The 17,927-nt window shown below is 58.9% G+C and carries 10 protein-coding genes; 7 read left to right on the top strand and 3 right to left on the bottom strand.

Annotated features, from left to right (window positions below; all coding sequences use genetic code 11):
• Nucleotides 1-37: 37 nt before the first annotated feature.
• A complete protein-coding gene (locus Pan189_RS00935) occupies nucleotides 38-1,336 on the bottom strand; it encodes a superoxide dismutase family protein (protein WP_145362101.1) in 1,299 nt (432 codons plus the stop codon).
• Between the two features lie 610 nt (nucleotides 1,337-1,946).
• On the opposite strand from Pan189_RS00935, the gene Pan189_RS00930 reads away from it, so the two are divergent.
• From Pan189_RS00930 to Pan189_RS00905, 6 genes are all read left to right on the top strand, one after another.
• Entirely contained in the window at nucleotides 1,947-3,488 is a 1,542-nt protein-coding gene (locus Pan189_RS00930; RefSeq protein ID WP_145362100.1) for a YifB family Mg chelatase-like AAA ATPase, read from the top strand.
• A gap of 789 nt (nucleotides 3,489-4,277) precedes the next feature.
• Nucleotides 4,278-6,662, top strand: a complete 2,385-nt coding sequence (locus Pan189_RS00925) for a cadherin repeat domain-containing protein (protein WP_145362099.1) — start codon at nucleotides 4,278-4,280, stop codon at nucleotides 6,660-6,662.
• Entirely contained in the window at nucleotides 6,662-7,426 is a 765-nt protein-coding gene (locus tag Pan189_RS00920) for a hypothetical protein (protein WP_145362098.1), read from the top strand. Before Pan189_RS00925 ends, Pan189_RS00920 begins: the two co-directional genes overlap by 1 nt.
• A 71-nt stretch (nucleotides 7,427-7,497) precedes the next feature.
• Nucleotides 7,498-8,055, top strand: a complete 558-nt coding sequence (locus tag Pan189_RS00915; protein WP_310820905.1) for a hypothetical protein — start codon at nucleotides 7,498-7,500, stop codon at nucleotides 8,053-8,055.
• A 167-nt stretch (nucleotides 8,056-8,222) separates the two neighbouring features.
• Nucleotides 8,223-8,786, top strand: coding sequence for a hypothetical protein (locus Pan189_RS00910; RefSeq protein WP_145362096.1), 564 nt, complete (start codon nucleotides 8,223-8,225; stop codon nucleotides 8,784-8,786).
• Nucleotides 8,787-9,153: 367 nt separating this feature from the next.
• Nucleotides 9,154-9,903 (top strand): hypothetical protein, encoded by a 750-nt coding sequence (locus Pan189_RS00905; RefSeq protein WP_145362095.1) that lies wholly within the window; start codon nucleotides 9,154-9,156, stop codon nucleotides 9,901-9,903.
• 24 nt (nucleotides 9,904-9,927) lie between these two features.
• Here Pan189_RS00905 and Pan189_RS00900 read toward each other — a convergent pair whose 3' ends face one another.
• Nucleotides 9,928-11,715 carry a hypothetical protein gene (locus Pan189_RS00900; protein WP_310820904.1) on the bottom strand — a complete coding sequence of 596 codons (1,788 nt, stop codon included), beginning with the start codon at nucleotides 11,713-11,715 and terminating at the stop codon, nucleotides 9,928-9,930.
• A 275-nt stretch (nucleotides 11,716-11,990) separates the two neighbouring features.
• Here Pan189_RS00900 and Pan189_RS00895 point away from each other — a divergent pair, with 275 nt between their 5' ends.
• A complete protein-coding gene (locus Pan189_RS00895) occupies nucleotides 11,991-13,991 on the top strand; it encodes a DUF4332 domain-containing protein (RefSeq protein WP_145362093.1) in 2,001 nt (666 codons plus the stop codon).
• On the opposite strand, the gene Pan189_RS00890 is transcribed toward Pan189_RS00895, so the two are convergent.
• Complete coding sequence (locus Pan189_RS00890; RefSeq protein WP_145362092.1) at nucleotides 13,988-17,899, bottom strand: serine/threonine-protein kinase; 3,912 nt, start codon at nucleotides 17,897-17,899, stop codon at nucleotides 13,988-13,990. The two genes, Pan189_RS00895 and Pan189_RS00890, sit on opposite strands and share 4 nt — an antisense overlap.
• Between the last annotated feature and the right edge of the window lie 28 nt (nucleotides 17,900-17,927).

Raw genomic sequence — 17,927 nt, 5'->3', positions numbered from 1 at the left:
AACGGGGTCCAACAAAATTAAATCCGATGCGAATCAATTACTCTTGATTCTGACCGTTTCGGTTTGAGCGACCGGCCGCACTATTCGGACCCGAAGTCGAGTCATTCGAGGTCTTTGTCCGGTCCACCGAGCTTGAAGACTCGTTCGAATCACGCTCGGGCACCGTCAGTGCGCGGTCCGATTCTGACTCATTCCGAGTCTCGTCCGCAGCGTTCGACTGGTCGCGATTACGTTCGCGATTGTCGTTCTGCTGGCGGTCACGATTTCGCTGACGCTCTTTACGTGCGGCTTCTCGGTTATCGGCCTGATCGCGATTCTGTTCGCGATCTTCCGCGTTCCGTTTTTGCTCGTCGCGGTCGTCAGCGGATTGCTCGCTGTCGGTTCCGCGATAGCCGGAAGTCCGTTCTTTCTGGCCACGCCGTGAACCGGTCGCTTCGTCGGTAATGCCAACGATACCAAAGGCGACGGCCTTTTTAGGCTGGCCATTATTACCAAGTTCGTGAATTACGACCGAACGTCCGACGAATTCACCGAGCGGAAGGCTGGCTGTCTTATCGAACTGAGCCTTACCGTTCTTGTTGACCTTAAAGGTCGCGAACTGACCCCGCTTGGCATTGTTGCTCTGCCTTTGATCAGAGTTGTTTTGACGCCACTGATACTGGTCGCCGATTCCCTGGCCCTCGGCACTATCGAGCATGTTGCCGAACTGGTGCACGCAGAGGCAATACTGGCCTTGGCTCAGCCCTGAGACGTCGCCCCAGCAGCGAACCTGGTCACCGTTGCGTTCCATGCGAACGTGTCCGTCAATTTGTGAATCCCGCATCGGCGAGAACACAACAACGGCGGCGTTGACGCGGTTCTGCGGTTGGTTCGAGCCATACTGCTCGTTCCCGCGATTGCGTCGTTGGCCGTCGTGACTAGAGCGATTCATCAGCCCTTCGATCGTTCCTTTCGGAATGACCTGAATCACGACGCCGCTTCGGACTCGTGCCGGCTGACCCGAGTTCGGATCGACCAAACGACGCCGTCCGTCCCGGTAATAGTACCGGCCGTCGGCTTCGACTTCGTCGTAGCCTTCAAATCGGCTGGCGTCGAAGCGATCGGCCTGACGACGCTCGTTGGTACCGCGGTACTCGTCGGAGTCGTTGATCTCGACGCGATCGACGTCAACGGCATCGAATCGCCCACGGCGTTCGAGCAATTCATCCGAGGTCCCGCCCCTCAGTCGTTTTTCGACCGGGTCTTTTTCCAGCGGCTCGGACTGAGCGACCGCCATACTGGTGCCAAGTCCGGCAACCAGCATCGTCGCAAATGCGGTGAGTGTCCACTTTTTCATAAATCTCTCCTCAATCTGACAGGCGCGAATTGCGTGTCCCGGCACAAACCATTTGGCCGGCGAGCCGCGATCGATCGCGACTCAAACGTCACGGATGAAATGACAGGGGAAGTGAATTGGCCGCAGTCGTACTGGTGCAAACCTTCAAGTCAAAATCTGCTGAGCACCCATTGATTCTCTTATCAATTGGGCCGACTGCGTCTGCCTCCTTACATTTCAAGCTGTGTGTGGTGGAATCGTTTCCGACGACACCCCGGTCGTTATCCGCTTGCCTCTGAAGGGTGCATAGGCCGTGCCAGTCGCCAAAATCCTTATATTCGCTGGTTTTGGACGTAATCTTTGTCCCGCGTTGGTGGCCGCGCAACCAACCTGGCTTACTACGGGGCAGGGGGTTAACCACACTTCGATTCGAACTCAACCAACACTTCTCAACTGTGTGGCAATCTCCAGTGATCGCCGACCATTCGCAGCCGTTGTGCATTCCGAAGTCCATCAAGATCGCGGGAATCTACGGGACCGGACCGTTGCAGTCGCTTTACTCCCTGCCCACAATCGCTGAGCCTCTCGCTGTTCGACCGCACAGTCCGATTCCTGTCCGATCCGCGTCCCGATGCTCGCCCAGCTTCATAGCTTCACCCTCTACGGGATTGACGCCAAAGCCGTCGAAGTCGAGGTCGATATCAGCCCGGCCGGGTTACCGAAGACGATACTCGTCGGCCTGGCCGAAGCAGCCGTCAAAGAGAGCACGCACCGCATCGAGCGAGCCCTCGTCAACAGCGGCTATCACCGGCCGTTCGATCGCATCGTCATCAATCTCTCCCCGGCTGACCTGCCCAAAGAGGCCGCCTCACTCGACCTGCCGATCGCCCTCGGCATCCTCTCCGCCAGCCAGCAACTGCCCGAAGACCGCTTCGCCGAATTCGCCTGCATCGGCGAACTCGCCCTCGACGGCAAACTCCGCCCCGCCAAGGGCACGCTATCGATGGCTCTCGCCGCACGCGAAAAGAACCTCCGCGGACTGATGGTCCCCGCCGAAAACGCGAAGGAAGCAGCAGTAGTTCGCGAGATCGACGTCATCCCGGTCAGCTCTCTGACCGAAGCCGTCGGCTTCATGACCGGCCAGCTCACCATCGAACCCTCCCCGTTCGAATGGGACACCGCCGTCGAACGCTGGGGCAGCTACGAGATCGACTACGCCGACGTCAAAGGCCAGGAATTCGCCAAACGAGCCATGACCGTCGCAGCAGCGGGAGCTCATCACGCCCTGATGATCGGTCCGCCCGGCACCGGGAAAACGCTGCTCGCCAGCCGGATCGGGACCATCATGCCGGACCTCTCGCCCGAAGAATCACTGCAAACCACGCGGATCTGGTCTGCCGTCGGCCGTCTCGAAAACGAAGCCCCGCTCGTGCTCAAGCGGCCCTTTCAGGCTCCGCATCACACGATTTCTCAAGCCGGACTCGTCGGCGGCGGGTCGATCCCCCGACCGGGCGAAATCTCGATGGCCCACAACGGCGTCCTCTTTCTCGACGAGCTCCCCGAGTTCAGCCGCACCACGCTCGAAGTCCTGCGCCAGCCGCTTGAAGAAGGCGTCGTCACGATTTCACGAGCCATCGGCTCGGCCACATTCCCCGCGAAATTCATGCTCGTCGCCGCGATGAATCCCACCCCCTCCGGCTATCACAAGGGAGACGACACCGGGCACAAGGCCGACAGTTCCATCGCGACCCAGCGGTATCTCAGCCGCATCTCCGGCCCCCTTCTGGACCGCATCGACATCCACCTCGAAGTCCCCCAGGTCCCCTTCCGCGAGCTCTCCGGCAAGAAGCCCGGCACCGACAGTAACACGATGCGCCATCAGGTCTTAGAGGCCCGCTCCCGACAACGGCAACGCTTCCAGAACACTCCTGATCCGACCCTGCTCAACGGTCGCATGTCCGCCCGCGAAGTCCGCCAACATTGCTCCCTCACCCACGATGCCGAGCAGCTTCTCAAAGCCGCAATGGACTCGATGGGACTCTCCGCACGCGCCCACGACCGCATTCTCCGCGTCAGCCGGACCATCGCTGACCTGGCCGGACAAGACCAAATCGCTGCCGATCATCTCTCCGAAGCCATCAACTACCGAGCCCTCGACCGCAAATACTGGTGACGCATCCGCGTCCCTGTGCCTGCGGGGGACGTTCGTCCCTCTGTGCCTGCGGCAGCGTTCCAGTGGAAGCTCCTTCCTTCCACTAGCCACTCGCCCCTAGACTCTAAACTCCGAAGGAGCATCCCCCCCGCGGACTGATGCAAATCACCCCCGCCCCATCCCGTTGCGCGACCAACCCCACCGCAGCACAAACACAAAACCGAGCGAAGCCAGCACTCCCTCTAACCACTCACCACTCACCACTCACCTCTCACCTCCAACCTCTCCCCCACCCTTGACGCCCCGGCGTCCACCGGTTCACATCAACAGGTAAAAAGGGGCGATTCCCCACCGCCCGGCGCAACTTTCAAACAGGAAAATGGGAAAGTGTTGGGATTGTTTGGGAAGCGATTTCGCCGCGCAGATTGGCCACCAGCCACATCATCACACTCGCCGGGCCTGACCGTGCCCCTGACAAATTCGATTTGTCCGGAAGAGGCGAAGTTAAGAGTTGCGTTTCGACATCGATCGATAAAACAACCGTGCGGAGACTCTTCTAAGCCCGGCTGGTCGCAAAACTCCAAAATTTCTCCAAAATAATCGCCGATTGCAACTCGTTATTTTCAACGCACTTCGGCAGAGGGGTGACAGAATCTGTCACCCCCCCTCGGGCGGTTTTTTCTCGATTGCGGTTGCGTTGCAGAAACGTGGCGATATTCTCCCCACCAACTCAACGTTCACTACTGTACGCGCATTTAATCCCAGCCGCGGCTGTGCCGCATTTGCCCTCCCTGCCGAAGGAATTTCCCGATGGTCGTCACGGACTGGCTGCGCTCCCTCTACGTTGATTCCGCAAATTCCTTTCGCCCGCGACGCCGTCGACGCGGCTTCACCGCAATCGAACCGCTGGAGCAGCGGGTGATGCTTTCGGGCACCGCGACCAACCCGCAGACGATCGACATCGACTGGCATCAAACCCAAAAGCGGATCTCGACCGGCTGGCGCGACTCGTTACTACTCGATGAATTAAACGACCCGTCGGCCCAAATTACCGGGCATAGCAATTTCACACCCGCCAACGGCGTCGACGGCGGACAATTAAGATGGGTTAGTAAGTGGGGCGGCATCGACTGGATCGCGCCTAAGAATTTCAGCACCAACGCGGACGACGAACTCGTCGCGTCCTTCGATATCACCGTCGACAACGGCACCGACACCTACGACGCGACGGTCAATATTAAACTTAAAAATAGCGCCGTCACGGCGGCCGACGACGCATTCGTCATTAATAATGAAGACGACATTTACACCGGCTGGCGCGGGCCGTTATTCGATAACGACAACGACTCGGACGGCGATGACCTCACCACGACGACGCAGCGCGACGTCTCGACCGACGGCGGTGTCGCGAAATGGCTGAGCAAACGCGGCGGCCTGTTCTATAAACCCGACGCCGACTACCTCGGCGTGGATGAATTGTCTTACACGGTGACCGATGGCGTTTCGAGCGACTCCGCGGGCGTTAAGATCGCGGTCGTCGGCGACATTAATATTACGCTGAGCGAAGACACGGCCGTCGGCACCTATGTCGCTACCCTCCCCGCCGAATGGGCGTCCGATCCGTTCTCGGTCTCGCTCAGCAATAGCGAATACTTCGAAATCGAAGAGATCGACGGCGAGCACAAGCTGACATTAATTAAACAGCTCGACTATGAATCGACCGGCTACATCGACGGCAAGTCCTGGAAAGGCGTCGGCTTCACCGAAGCGTTTGAAGTGACTGCGACACAGGGCGGCGCAGCCGGCTTTGATGCGGCGAGTGGACGGGTGGTGGTTTCGGTTGCGGATATGACCGGGATTGATTTGGGGGCCGATATTGACGGAGACGGCGATATCGATGAGGACGATGACGCCGCGGAAGACCCCTCAAATGGTCTCGGCCTGCGAACTTTCGTTAATGTTGATGATGACAATTTGAACGGAGTAGCCGACTCATCAGATTCCTCTGCAACATATACAAGTTTCGGCACTTTTATCGACGATGACCTGCTCGAAGTGTCGCTTGATCTTTCGGAAGTCCATGTCGCAGCCAACGCCGGGAAATGGATTGCTTTGGAAGCAACCCAGCTTCGCTTGTATAGCAATCAGCAGAAGTCGTCGCTAACTGGGTATGATCCGACTGTAACACAGGGGTCACGTCGTTATTGGAAGATCGGCGCCGATGGGCAAAGCAGTCTCCCGAGCACGGTCTATGTGGAAGGTTATGGCGAAGGTGATTTTAAGGTCCACTTGCGGCTCTACTCCGAAGACCGTGCCACAATCATCGAGCGAGATACGATCAGTGTCAGCGTCGAAGCTCTGAAAATCGCAGTCGACCCCGCGACCGACTTGAGTCTCGATACATCGCATTGGGACAATACCGTCGATGTGCCGACCGGCTGGAAAGTCATCGGGTCATTGGCGACGATCGCAGGCGGAACACCCGCTCAACTCCGCACGCCGGGGCCAGTGAAGAATGAATCGACCGGGCAGTGGTTGGGTAAGAACCTTGGTAGTACATACGACGTGACGTTTGACATTGATCAAGCTGGCAGTTACGCCTACGAGATTTCGTTTGAGTATTCTTTTGAGAATGGTCGCCCCGGTATAACAACCGGGCACTATGTCGAAGCTGACAATGCAGACAGTAAACCGGGCTTTTTTGCGAATGGCGGTGTTTACTTTGACAACAAAGCTGAACTACAGATATACGACACTGCTGCATTGCTTGCGGCAATTAATGGAACACCCGTGGTAATCGGCGGAAATCAGGTGACACTTAATGGCGGGTTGAACGGAAGTGTGACGAATCTCTCTGGTGGCTCCAAGCCTTGGAGGCAGGAAAGTGTGAACACCTTGATTAGTGGTGTGCCGTACGCGAGCGACAGTTCTTTGAATTCTATGACTGATCTGGAGACTGCGCCTCAGGGAGGCGGTCAAATAGCAATTCAATTTCGCAGAATAGAGGCTGACGGAGTCGACAGCATCTACGAAATTCGCACACTCGTCGGAGACGGCGACTGGGGTGAATGGACTAGAATCGACGGTGGAACTAGCGGATCAAGCAAACGGCGCGTTCCCAATGGGAAGATTCACTTCCAGCAACATTGGGGCAGCGGCGTGATTTACTCCAACATTAATATTAAGGAAATCTGATGGGCGCGGGACTTTGGGGCCTATGTAAAGCGGCTTCATTACTAGTTATTTGCCACGCTCTCGCGTACTCGGCGAGCCAACACCCTGTTGCGGCGGATGACAGTCTTTTGTCGTGGGTTAAGCCGGACGAGGTTCTCCAAGAAGGTGCGCTGAGATTTGAACGAAGATCCTTCGACAAATGCCAGTTAGAACAATTGTCCAAACTGGATCATGTGCCGTATATCATTTTCATTAACTGTTCATTCCCGGATAATTCGATCGAACCGCTTGCTTCGATGCCTTCCGTCAAGTCATTCGACTTCTATTCGACGGTTCCCGAAGACATGTTTGCCACCATGGCGAAAATCCAATCGCTCGAGTCGTTTAATGTGTCGCTTTCTAGTTATTCGCAATGGAACACCGCGCGCCCGAGCGAGCTGCAAGCGATTCCCGCTCTGAACAAGCATTTGAAAGGATTTGGTATCGAGGTCGGTATTCAACCCAACGTAAAGCTGATCCAACTACTTCTTGCCAACCCCAAGTTAACTGGCTTTTCAATCGAAGATCCAATACCTGGTTTGCCGGTCAGGACTTACGAGAATTTGCTTCTGATGGATGAATTAAGAACCGTCAATCTCAGCGGGTGGGAGCAGCTGAGCGATCCCGATCGCCGGTACGTCAAGATCATCATGGAAGTTGCCGAAGCTCGTGCTCAACGACGCTCCCGCGCCTTCTTCAATCGAAAGCGAAGCAAACTTCGCAATGACGGTGCTGGCCCCTCTTAATCGGTCGAAATGATGTGTGCCTGAGTTATGAACTTTCGCCCGACTATAGTCTTGAGGACGGCCGCCCGGGAGTGACAGCCGGAAATTATGTAGATGCGGATTATCATAAGAGCAAGCCGGGCTTCTTCTCGAACGGTGGCGTCTACTTTGATAACAAGGTAGAGGTTCAAATCTTCGATACCGCGTCTCTGCTGGCTGCCATGACTGCCGGGCAGGTTATTATTGGGGGGAACACTGCCAATGTGAGCGGAACCGTCGTCGGCGGGAAGGTCGATATGACCGGTGGAACGAAGCCATGGTTGCAGGAGGATGTGGCTTCTCTGATCACCGGAGTGCCTTACAATGAAACGGACGCGACATTACTGACTGACTTGCAAAACGCTCCTCAGGGCGGTGGCTCCATTACAATGCGAATTCAGCGATTGAGGACGGATGACAACGAACCTTCAAATAACACTTATAGTGTTCTCGTCAAGCTCGGCGATGGCGATTGGATCGACTACGGAACAATTGAGGGCGGGACAGGCGGAGGGAAAACGCGTCCCAAAAGTGACACAATTTTGTTTCAGCAGCACTGGGGCAGCGGGGTAATTTACAGTAACATTCGTGTCAAGGAAATTGTAGAATGATACGTTTGGCTACAGTACTGGCATTCGCCATAAGCATGGTGTCTTGCACTTACACGTGTTCCGAGGATTTAGACGAAAGCCCACCATTTAAATGGATGAAAAAGGGCCGGTTCAATGCAGCGGACCGCCAGTTCTCCATCAGTAATCACCGCTTCACATCCTCTCAAATGAATGACCTCGCAACATCCGATTGCATTCACACCCTGATTGTTAAGAACTGCCGTTTTCCGGAGAAAGGCGGCCTGTCATTATTCGGAAAAATGCCCGGCCTTAAATTCTTTGACTTCAAAGGGCATCTTTCGACATCCGCCCTGCAATCAATTTCGGCATTTCAAGATATCGAACTTTTGTATTTCGAGTTGCACGTCGGGTCATTCGCGGGCAAGCCCACCAAAGCGGACTTTGAGGCGGTCGGCGTACTCAATAGTAAGCTGCGAAGCCTTTCTTTCGTTTTCGGATCGCAAATAGACCCCGATCTGCTCGCTGACTTTTTCAAAAGCGAACGTTTAAAGCACTTTTACTTCGGCGAAGGTGCCCCGGAACTGAGCATTGAACAGTACGAGCGTCTCCTTCTGATGGATCAACTAGAGAGCTTTGAACTCGACGGCTGGGACCAATTGTCAGGCAAACAGGATCTCGAATACGTCCGTCAGATCATTGAGGTGGTAAAGAATCGCGCGCGGCGGCGAAAGGCGTCCGATCGGGCAAAAGAAGAATTGAGAACACCGTAGGTTCTCGATCGTCAGCTTAAAAGGTCTTGAGAATTCGTACGATCGTTTATGATGACCGAACAATAGTACCAAAGAGGCAGAATCACTTTGCCGAACCGCAATGCAAAGGAGCATGCAGCCTGAAGTTGATACGCAGGGTGGCCCGGACGCTATACGTCCGGGTTGCGGAGCAACAAGAGGTCGTGGTGGGGTGCCCCGAGTCACGGCACTGGCTCATTCTTCCCCAAGGCCTCTTTCGGCTGTGCCGCCCGGCTCGATTGGACCCGGGCCACCCGATGAACGGGCTGCCGCAGGCACAAACACGCGGACGCGTGCGCAACAAAGTTGAGTAGGGTGGGATCATCACCACTTTAACCCACTTGTAACCATGCGATATACGCGGGCGACTTTAATTAAGAAGGTGCAGGCTTATGTGGGGTTGCCGGGGGTGGCGATGACGCATGTTGATTTTCAGCAGCGGATGCGGGTCGGCAAGAATACCGTCGGGCGGCATTTCCCCGAGGGGGGTTGGGCGGAGCTGCTGCGGCTGGCCTGGCTGGAGCAGATCGGGCGGAGCGATCCGCAGGCAGGGCAGCGGCGGTCGGCCCCGCGGGCCGGGGCGTGGAGCCGGCCGATGATTGTGGAGCATTTAAAACGTTACGCCGCCGAGACGGGGGAGGAGTGTCCGCGGCAAGATGATTTTTGCGAGTGGTCGGGGGTTGGTCTGACTACCTTGAAACGACTCGCGGGCCGGGAGGGTTGGTCCGGTTTAAAGGAGTCGGCGGGGCTTGATCCGGCTTGGGCGACGCCGGCCAATACCAGTTATTCGCTGGAGCAGATTCTCGACGCGTACGGCGAGGTGCGGGAGTATCTGGGAGGGGGGCGGCCGACGCGAAGTCAGCTCAGGCGGCACTGCGGAATATCGGTGACGACGATCTTTGCGAGCTATCCGTCGATGCGGGCGCTGCATTTTAATTGGGAGCAGTATCAGTCGACCGGCGCGGTGCCTGACCCGGTACTCGACCCGCCTGAGGAGAAGATCGAGCCGAAGCCGAGCCTGTTCGACTTCCCCCCGCTACCGCCGCTGGGACCGATCTTGCCGAGTGAAATAAAGACGTGGCCGACCGGAAGCGGTTGATTAATTAAAGATTATAACACGCGATCAGAGCTTCAGCGCACCGGTCGAGAACAGCAGACCGACGATCGAGTCGATGCCGGTGAATTGCGTCGCGGGCATGATGAATTCCCAGCGGACGGCCCGTTCTGTGTGATCGGCCCGCAGCCGAACGAAGTCTCGCTCGAGCTCAAGCGCATCAAGCTGCTCCAGCGGAAACGGAAATTGATCGGCTTGGGCAATGGCGAACATCGTTAGCGCTTCCCGAGCAAGCCCGGCAAGATCGAGGTAGGCGGCATACCGAGCGGGAGCGGAAAGCCGCGGACCGATCGTCCGAGAGGCTTCGACCGGCTGGCTGAATTCTTGAACGTCGAGTCGATGTTCGGGCAGCGGCAATGGGTCGTTCAAACTTACAGAGATCGTCGCGTGGGTCCGGTTCTGCCGCGAACTGATAATCCATCCTTCGTTGCCGGAAAGGGCTTCATACGCTGAGAGCCAGATGCTCGACTTCTCGTTTTTCGTACCGCTATGTTGAAGAGAGATGCGACGGGTCACTTGAAGGGTGGCGGCATCGCCGTGCTGATCGGGCAGTGTTTCCTCAAAGTGAGTGGTCCGCGCGGAGACACCCCCGCGAAGGGCCGACGACGCAATCGATTCGACCGTGCCGAGGCATTCCTGAATCACGCCCTCGTCATCTTTAAGTTCGACAATCGCTGCCGCACGCAACTTCGACTTTGCCAAAGGCTCCGTCCAGATCGCAGCCGCGAAGTCGCCGACGGGACGCTCGTTAAGAATCGTCATTAACTTTTTCTTTAAGGCTTTAAATTCTTCGCCTTCGAGCATCGCGAGGGAGGATATTAATGAGGCAACCCACTCCGGTTCCTCTCCCGTTGCCAGAACGTAATACAGGGCGTTCGTCGGAAGTTCGGCCAACTGGGGAAATGCCGAGAGCCGACGTGTCGAGATTGCGGCCGCCAGTTCAGAATCGGCTGCGGCGGAGTAGATAAGCCGGCTGCCCAGCCCGTCGTTGTCGAAATTCGCCGCGGCAACGATCGCTTCGGCATCGCCGGCGTCGGCCAGAAGCATGCCGAGCATTAATTTAATGACCGCAGCGTTCTTACGAATAGTTTCAATAAAGCCGCTGTTCTCTTCTTCATTTTCGTCATTGCCATTGGCTTCGGCAGATTGCTGCAGGACTTGGCCGATCTGCCGCATGACGGTTTTTTTGTCACTACCAAACTTCGCGCGCAGGGCCGGGATATTGACCCACACGGCGAAGTCGCTCTCGGTGAAGGCGTCCCGCGCGGACCCGGACTGAAACTCGAATTTGGCCGAGGCATCGTCCGCCGCATCGGCAACACGCACCACGATCCGCGGCTCGGCCGATGCAATGAGCCAGCGGCCCGACGCCTCACCCGACCAACCGGCTGGTAGCCGACTCCGCAGGTTCGAAGCCGCTTGCTCCTCCGCTTCTCCTAACGGAAACAGTACCGCAAATTGCAGGTTGAGGTCCGCGGTGAGATAGCCCACGCCGTACCAGTCGGCAGCATGATCAAGATCATCCGTCTCGCCCAGAAATTTCACCCACTGCTTATGCAGCGGTTCGAGGCCTGCGGCCAGACCTTTGCCATCGGCGAACCGCAGAACGTTCGGCAGGAACTGGCGTGATAGACGGTCGACCCGTTGAAGCGTCCGGCGCGGTGTCTCGAACCGCACGATCACGTCGGCGTCTGCCGGAAGCGGTGGAGGCTCTGCGATGGCAGTGGTTGCCGGAGCCAGACACGCCCCCGCAACGATCAAGCCGACCATCAGTTGGCTGACGGCCCGCGAACACATCGATCGCGTTCCGCTTGACGATCTCGTTGGAAACAAAGCGAAGTTGCGTAACTTGGGCATTGATGGTTCCTCCTGAACGCGAGCCTTTTCGTTAAAAATACAATACCGCGAGGGCCGGTCTTGCTCAATCGGCCTGATCGCCTGTTTCCATTTCGGTCGTGCGATTCATGGGCCGAAGACGTTCGTCGCCCGGCGGCCTCTTTCTGGTCAACTGATCACATTCGTGTCGCGATCGATCTTGTCGGCAAGGGCGGCATCTGAGACAACCCGCGCGAATGAATTTCGATGAATTGTCAGAATGGGACAATCTCGTTCGCAGGCGGGCCGGGCCGATGTCGCTACTGTTCAATGTGTTGTTCGCCGAGAAGTGCAAGAGCACGCACCATAAGCTCGCGCTCGACTCACTGCTGCACCTCAAGAACGAACACGCTCCGCGCTGGCGGAATTTATTCTTGCGGAACATCGAAGCGTACCTCGAAGGGGCCAAGGCCCCCGACACCCGCTTCAAGGACTTCACCAATCACGTGCTGCACGTGCGTGACAACAACTGGGGCGGTGCCCCGCGTGCGGCAGCGAAGTGGTATGACAAAACCGTTGAGTTGCTCGCGAACAAAGACTGGAACGACGCGATTTACGCAGCCGGGGTGCTGAGCCACTACTACACCGACCCGCTGATGCCCTTTCACACCGGGCAGAGTGAGGAAGAGACCGTCATCCACCGCGCCGCCGAGTGGAGCATGACAAAGTCGTACGACACGTTGCGAGGAATGCTGATCGACGAACTCGGCTATCCCGACGTCGCGGTCCCCTCCGGCGGCGACTGGCTCGAGCAGATGGTCATCGAAGGCGCCTGCGTATCCAATCCGCATTACGAAGCACTCATTGAGCGCTACGACTTCGAGGTCGGCCGGAAACGACCGGTCGAAGGCCTCGACGAGGACCTCCGCATTCGCATCGCGCGATGTCTCGGTCACGCGACTGTCGGGTTCAGCCGAATTCTCGACCGCGCTTTCGTCGACGCCGGCGTCGCCCCGCCGCGCAAAGGTATCACGCTCATCGGGGTGCTTTCGAAATTGACGGTGCCGATCTTCTGGGTCACCAAGCGGATGCACAATTCGCGGCAGCGAAAGATCGTGGAAATGATCTATCGCGAGTATCAACAAACCGGACGAGTCCTCACCTATCTGCCCGAAGATGAGTACGCCGTCCGCGAAGCACACGCCCGCGAAGTGCTCAACGTGCCCCTCGCCGAACTTGATGAGAAGCCGCTGCGACCGATCGGAACCCAATACGGCAAGCCGGTCGGAAAAGAGTCCGGAATTGCGAAGCCCGCGGCGAGAACTGAACCCGCACCAACGGCTCGCAAAGTCGAACAACCGACTCCGGCGGTTGCGAACGTCAAGCAGTCGCCGCCGCAACGGACGGTCAACACGGCCGGCCGACCCCCGGTGACACCCCGTGTGGCACCGGCTCAACCGGCCAAGCCGCAGGCCGTTTCGACGACATCGTCCCCGGCTCAAAATCTGGCGCGGACGATTGCTTCGGGCACGCCAGCAAAGACCGCGCAATCGACGACCGCAACGACGCAGAGCAAGCCGGCAAACTTCGCCCGTCCGGAAGCCAAGAAGATCAACCCGGCCGACCCGTTCGCCGACTTCGGCTCAATGCGGAAGATCATTGACCCCCAGGCTGAGACACCGCGGGGCGGCAACACGACGGCCAAACAACCCCCCGCAGAACCGCCGCAAAAGCCGACGATTTCGCTCAAAGATTCATTGCCGCCGGAGCTGCGGCCGAACACGGAATCGACCGCCGACGCAAGCGGCGAATCGGACGGGCCGAAGTTCTATCTCGATCGGAACTGCCCGGTCGTCGATGCGCCGTCGATCGGACCGAAGACAGCGAGTCGACTCGAAGGCGTCGGCATCCGCACGGTCGCCGATCTTCTGGGGGCCAATGCGACCGGCGTCGCTGCACGTCTCGGCGTGACCTATATCACCGCCGAAGTCTTTCGCGACTGGCAACGCCAGGCTCGGTTGTGCTGTCAGATTCCGAACCTCCGCGGTCACGACTCGCAAATCCTCGTCGCGTGCGGCGTGACCGACCCGACCGATCTCGTCGCGCTGGACGCCGAAGAGTTGTTCGAACTGGTGGCGCCCTTCTGCGAGTCGGAAGAAGGCCAGCGGATTCTTCGCAGCGGGAAGTCACCGACGGTCGAGGAAGTAGGCGACTGGATCGATTGGTCGCAATCGGCTCGACCCCTCAAAGCGGCCTAAGGCATCGTAAAGCCGAGCGGCTTGCCTCCGCGTCCGGCACTTGCCGCTTCGCACGCTGGGTCGAGCTTCAGATCCCTCGGCTCAATTTCGACGACGCGATCGATCTGCGGCCGGGAGGCGAGGCGGACCGCGTCCTTCGATAGATGCAGTTCCGACGTCCCGAATTTGCCGGCGTATAACCGCCACCTCGTTTCGGAGCGTTGTTCGTCCAGATAAACGCCGGGGCCGGCCAGCAGCCGCACGTCGTCAATCGCAACGGCAAGGTGACGGTCACGCCAGTGGACGACATCGGTCGGGAATGTCTGGTCCTGATCGAAGATCACCGCGGGAGGGGACGGGGGGCGGATTCCCAGCGGCGGAAGGATCACCGTATCTCGAATCGAAACTCGGACCGTGTCAGTCGCACTTCGCCCGACGTTCTGCCCGGCGAATAAGGCGGTCGCGCGTCCGGCCGACAGCGAACAGTGTTCGATCATTGCCGTCATGCTTCCGGTTCCGCTCGTCGTCTGCAATCGCAAGATGTCGTCAGTCGTGACAATCCCGCAGTTCGTCAGCCGCAGCGGGGAACTTTCATAGGCGATCGTCACGACCGGCGATTCCGCCGTGAGGAACGTGTCGCGCAGTTCGACGGTCCCGCGCGAGTTCCCGAAGCTGGTGGCATTCGCGTCGGCCGATCGCAGGCGAAACATGCCGACATGCCCGAGGCTGCCTCGTTCCGGACCGCGTATTTCGCCCGACTCGATCAGCACCGTGGCGTCAGCCGTTTCAAGGAAGTAGTTCGGGCCGCGCCGGCGGGTCGAACCGGTCATCACGACGTTCGGATTAATGAGTCGAAGTCGGCCATTCCTGACGCTGATAAATGGGGCAGGGGGCGAGGACTCCGGCACCAGTCGCGGCCGTAGGGTTGGCGGCGATTCGCCCGCCGTCTCAAATTCAATCGTCAGTGTTCGGCCGGCGATCGCGAAGGAACTCGACGGCACGGGACCGCTGCCCGACGCGATGATGCGAGCACCATCGGGCCAGTTGCCCGAATTGACGAAGCTGCCGAGATCGCCGCTGCCCAAATTGAAGTTGATCGTCTGCGATGGGTCGGGAATGCGGACGGGGAGGGGGAGCTTCGCTTCGAACAGGCCAGCGACGAAATTCCGCTCCGATCGCTCCGGCAGCAACGCGGGGTCGGCACCGACATCCGGATGGCTCGACACCCGCGCGAATTGATCGATTTTGTCGATCGGGGTTGCCGAATCAGACTCCGATCGCGGAAGGCTCGACAGCGGGATCAGCAGCGGTGGCGTGTAGTCGTTCCAAGTCCGCTGCCAACTCGACGGCCCAGCCGCGATGGGCTGGGTCTGACCGTCCATCGCGATCAGCGGCTTCCACACCCCGAACGCGAATCGATCGGTGTTCCACCGGATAACGTTCTCGGGGCGATAGGTCGAAGAGGCCTGCCCCAAGGAGAGGAGGGGCTGCGATTCACCGCCCCGAAAACTCGCGGCGACCGAGTTCATCGCGCGGAACGACATCGCTGGTTGCGACCCGACGGTAAAGCCCGGTACGGGTTCGGCCCGCAGGAATGATTCGGACGAAAAGCACGATGAAGAGAACAGGGCGAGCCGCAGCGTCGGTTCGACCTGTTCGACCTCCCGGCCCGGATTGCTCATTGGGTCAAAGCCGCTCGGGATGGGCACACGAAAGGCCCCGGCATCACGAAGGACGGCAACACTGTTTGAAACCACGACGTCGGCCTGGAGCGGTTCGACGTCAACCAGTCGCGTGCCGCGGGAGTCGATCACGCAGCGATCGAACAACACTCGACCGGCGGGGCGGCGCTCTTCAGGGTCGGCATCCAACTGTCGCAGGCGGACAAGGTTTTCAACCGCCGTCGCGTCGCTCCGTTCGACCGAGATCGTGGTGTCCCGCAGAGCCAGCAACCCCTCGGCGACTGCGAACACGTCGGCGGCATTCAGTGGAGCGTGTGCGAGGTCAAAGGTCAGGTCGACGCCAATGAAAGCGAGTTCTGCACCATCGATTTCAAGCAACGCATCCGAGGCCCCCTGCACCTCGGAACCGACGAACGTGATCACCGGCCGAGAACCGGTTGCGGCCACGATCGTCAGCGGAGCCGTAACCCGGGCGGCGGGCAGCTTCCAGACGAACGGCCCGTCCCCGTGCAGCCGAATCGTTGCGGTCGTGCCCGGCAGATTGGCGAAGGCTTCGCTCAGGTTGACGTAGTCGGTCGACGTGCGGTCCGAACGTCCGACGCTGATTTCCGTTCCGGGCTGATTCCACGGATGCGGCCGCTCCGCGGTGGCGACGGTCGCGACCCATTCGGGAAAGTGCGGTCGTTCCTGTTCGGTCCCGATCGACAGCGGAGGTGGCGTCGGGGCGGCCTCACTCGGGTCGTCGGTCTTGTCCGGGCGCGTCGGCACCAACACGGTCGGTTGATTCGGATTCGTCCCTGTTCCGCCCCCGACATCGGGGAATCGGGTCGGGTTCGGCGATGTGCCTCCGGGTTCGGGACCGGTCGGCTGTCCTGATTGCCCGTTCGGCGAATCGCGCTGCGTTCCCGCGGGGTCTTGCTGTCCGTTGCCGATGCCATTGCCGGAGCCATTGCCAGTCAACGGGCCGCCTTCGTTGATCCGCGGATCGACGTTGGTGACCTCGCCCCCCTCGTCGGACAGCTTGACGTAAGAGCCCCCGACTTCGATCACCAGCCACCACGCCACGAGCGCGAACAAAATAAATCCCACCACGCCGGCAACGACGATCGCCGAATCCTGACCGGTCGGTTTGCCCGAGGCTTTCATCTCGTGCTTGAGCGGCCTTCGTCCCGGCGGCGGGGCCGCGGCCACGCGCGGACTCGACTTACTCTTCGAACGACGTTGCGGGCGGGCCTTGCGACTCGGCAGAGCCCCATCACTGATCTTTGATGCCCCCATCGACGCATCCGAAAGCGGACCTTCGTCTCTGCTGTCGGCGGAGGCCGTGTCGCTACCGGAGAGCGCGGCCAGATCGTCGACGGAAACAGACGAGCGGCGCTGCGATGCCTTGGTAATGTCTTTGCTGAGCGCCGAGGGCGTCTGATACCGATCGGACGGCTTCTTCGCCATCATCCGACGCAGCACTGCCACGACTGCTTCCGGGGTATCGGACTGAGCTTTTCGCGGATCGGGAATCGGCTCTTCGGCATGGGCGCGGAGACGATTCGTCAGGCTATCGGCCCGATAGGGCACGTCGCCGGTCAGCATGTGATACCAGGTGCAGCCCAGCGAATAGATGTCGCTGCGGATATCGGCGGAGCGACTGCTGCGGGCCTGTTCGGGCGGCATATAGTCGACCGTCCCGACCGTGTGTCCGGCCCGCGTGATCCGCGATTCAGACTCTTCCTCGACGGCGCGGGCCAGACCGAGATCGGTCAGCGTGACCGAGCCGTCTTTTCGAATCAAAATGTTCGAAGGCTTAATGTCGCGATGCACAAACCCCTGCCCGTGCAGGTGGTCGAGGGCATCGGCGATCTGGCCGATAATGGAGACCGTTCGGCGATACGGGATCGGCCCCTTCTTTTCCATCAGGCGTTCGACGTCGATTCCCTCGACGTATTCCAACGCGATGAACAGCACGCCTTCGATCTCACCGGTGTCGTAAACGGAGACGATACTCGGGTGCTTGAGATTCGCCGCCGCCCGGGCCTCCGATTGGAACCGCGCGATCAGGTTCGGCGGCGTCCCCTTGGCGGTCTTCAAAACCTTGAGCGCGACCGATCGGCTCAACTGCGTATCTTCGGCCAGCCAAACCGTCCCCATGCCCCCTTCGCCAAGCCGCTTCTTAATCAAATAACGTCCGAGCTGCATGCCCGGTTGCAAGGTGACTTGCTCCGAGCTTTCCTGCTCGTCGGAATCGGTCGACATTGATAAGCCCGCGCGAAGTGAAAAGCGG

Origin of the sequence: Stratiformator vulcanicus (assembly GCF_007744515.1) — a bacterium.
Classification (GTDB): Bacteria; Planctomycetota; Planctomycetia; order Planctomycetales; family Planctomycetaceae; genus Stratiformator; species Stratiformator vulcanicus.
Note: the sequence above shows the minus strand (reverse complement) of the source record. Positions and strands in the feature narration are given on the sequence as shown.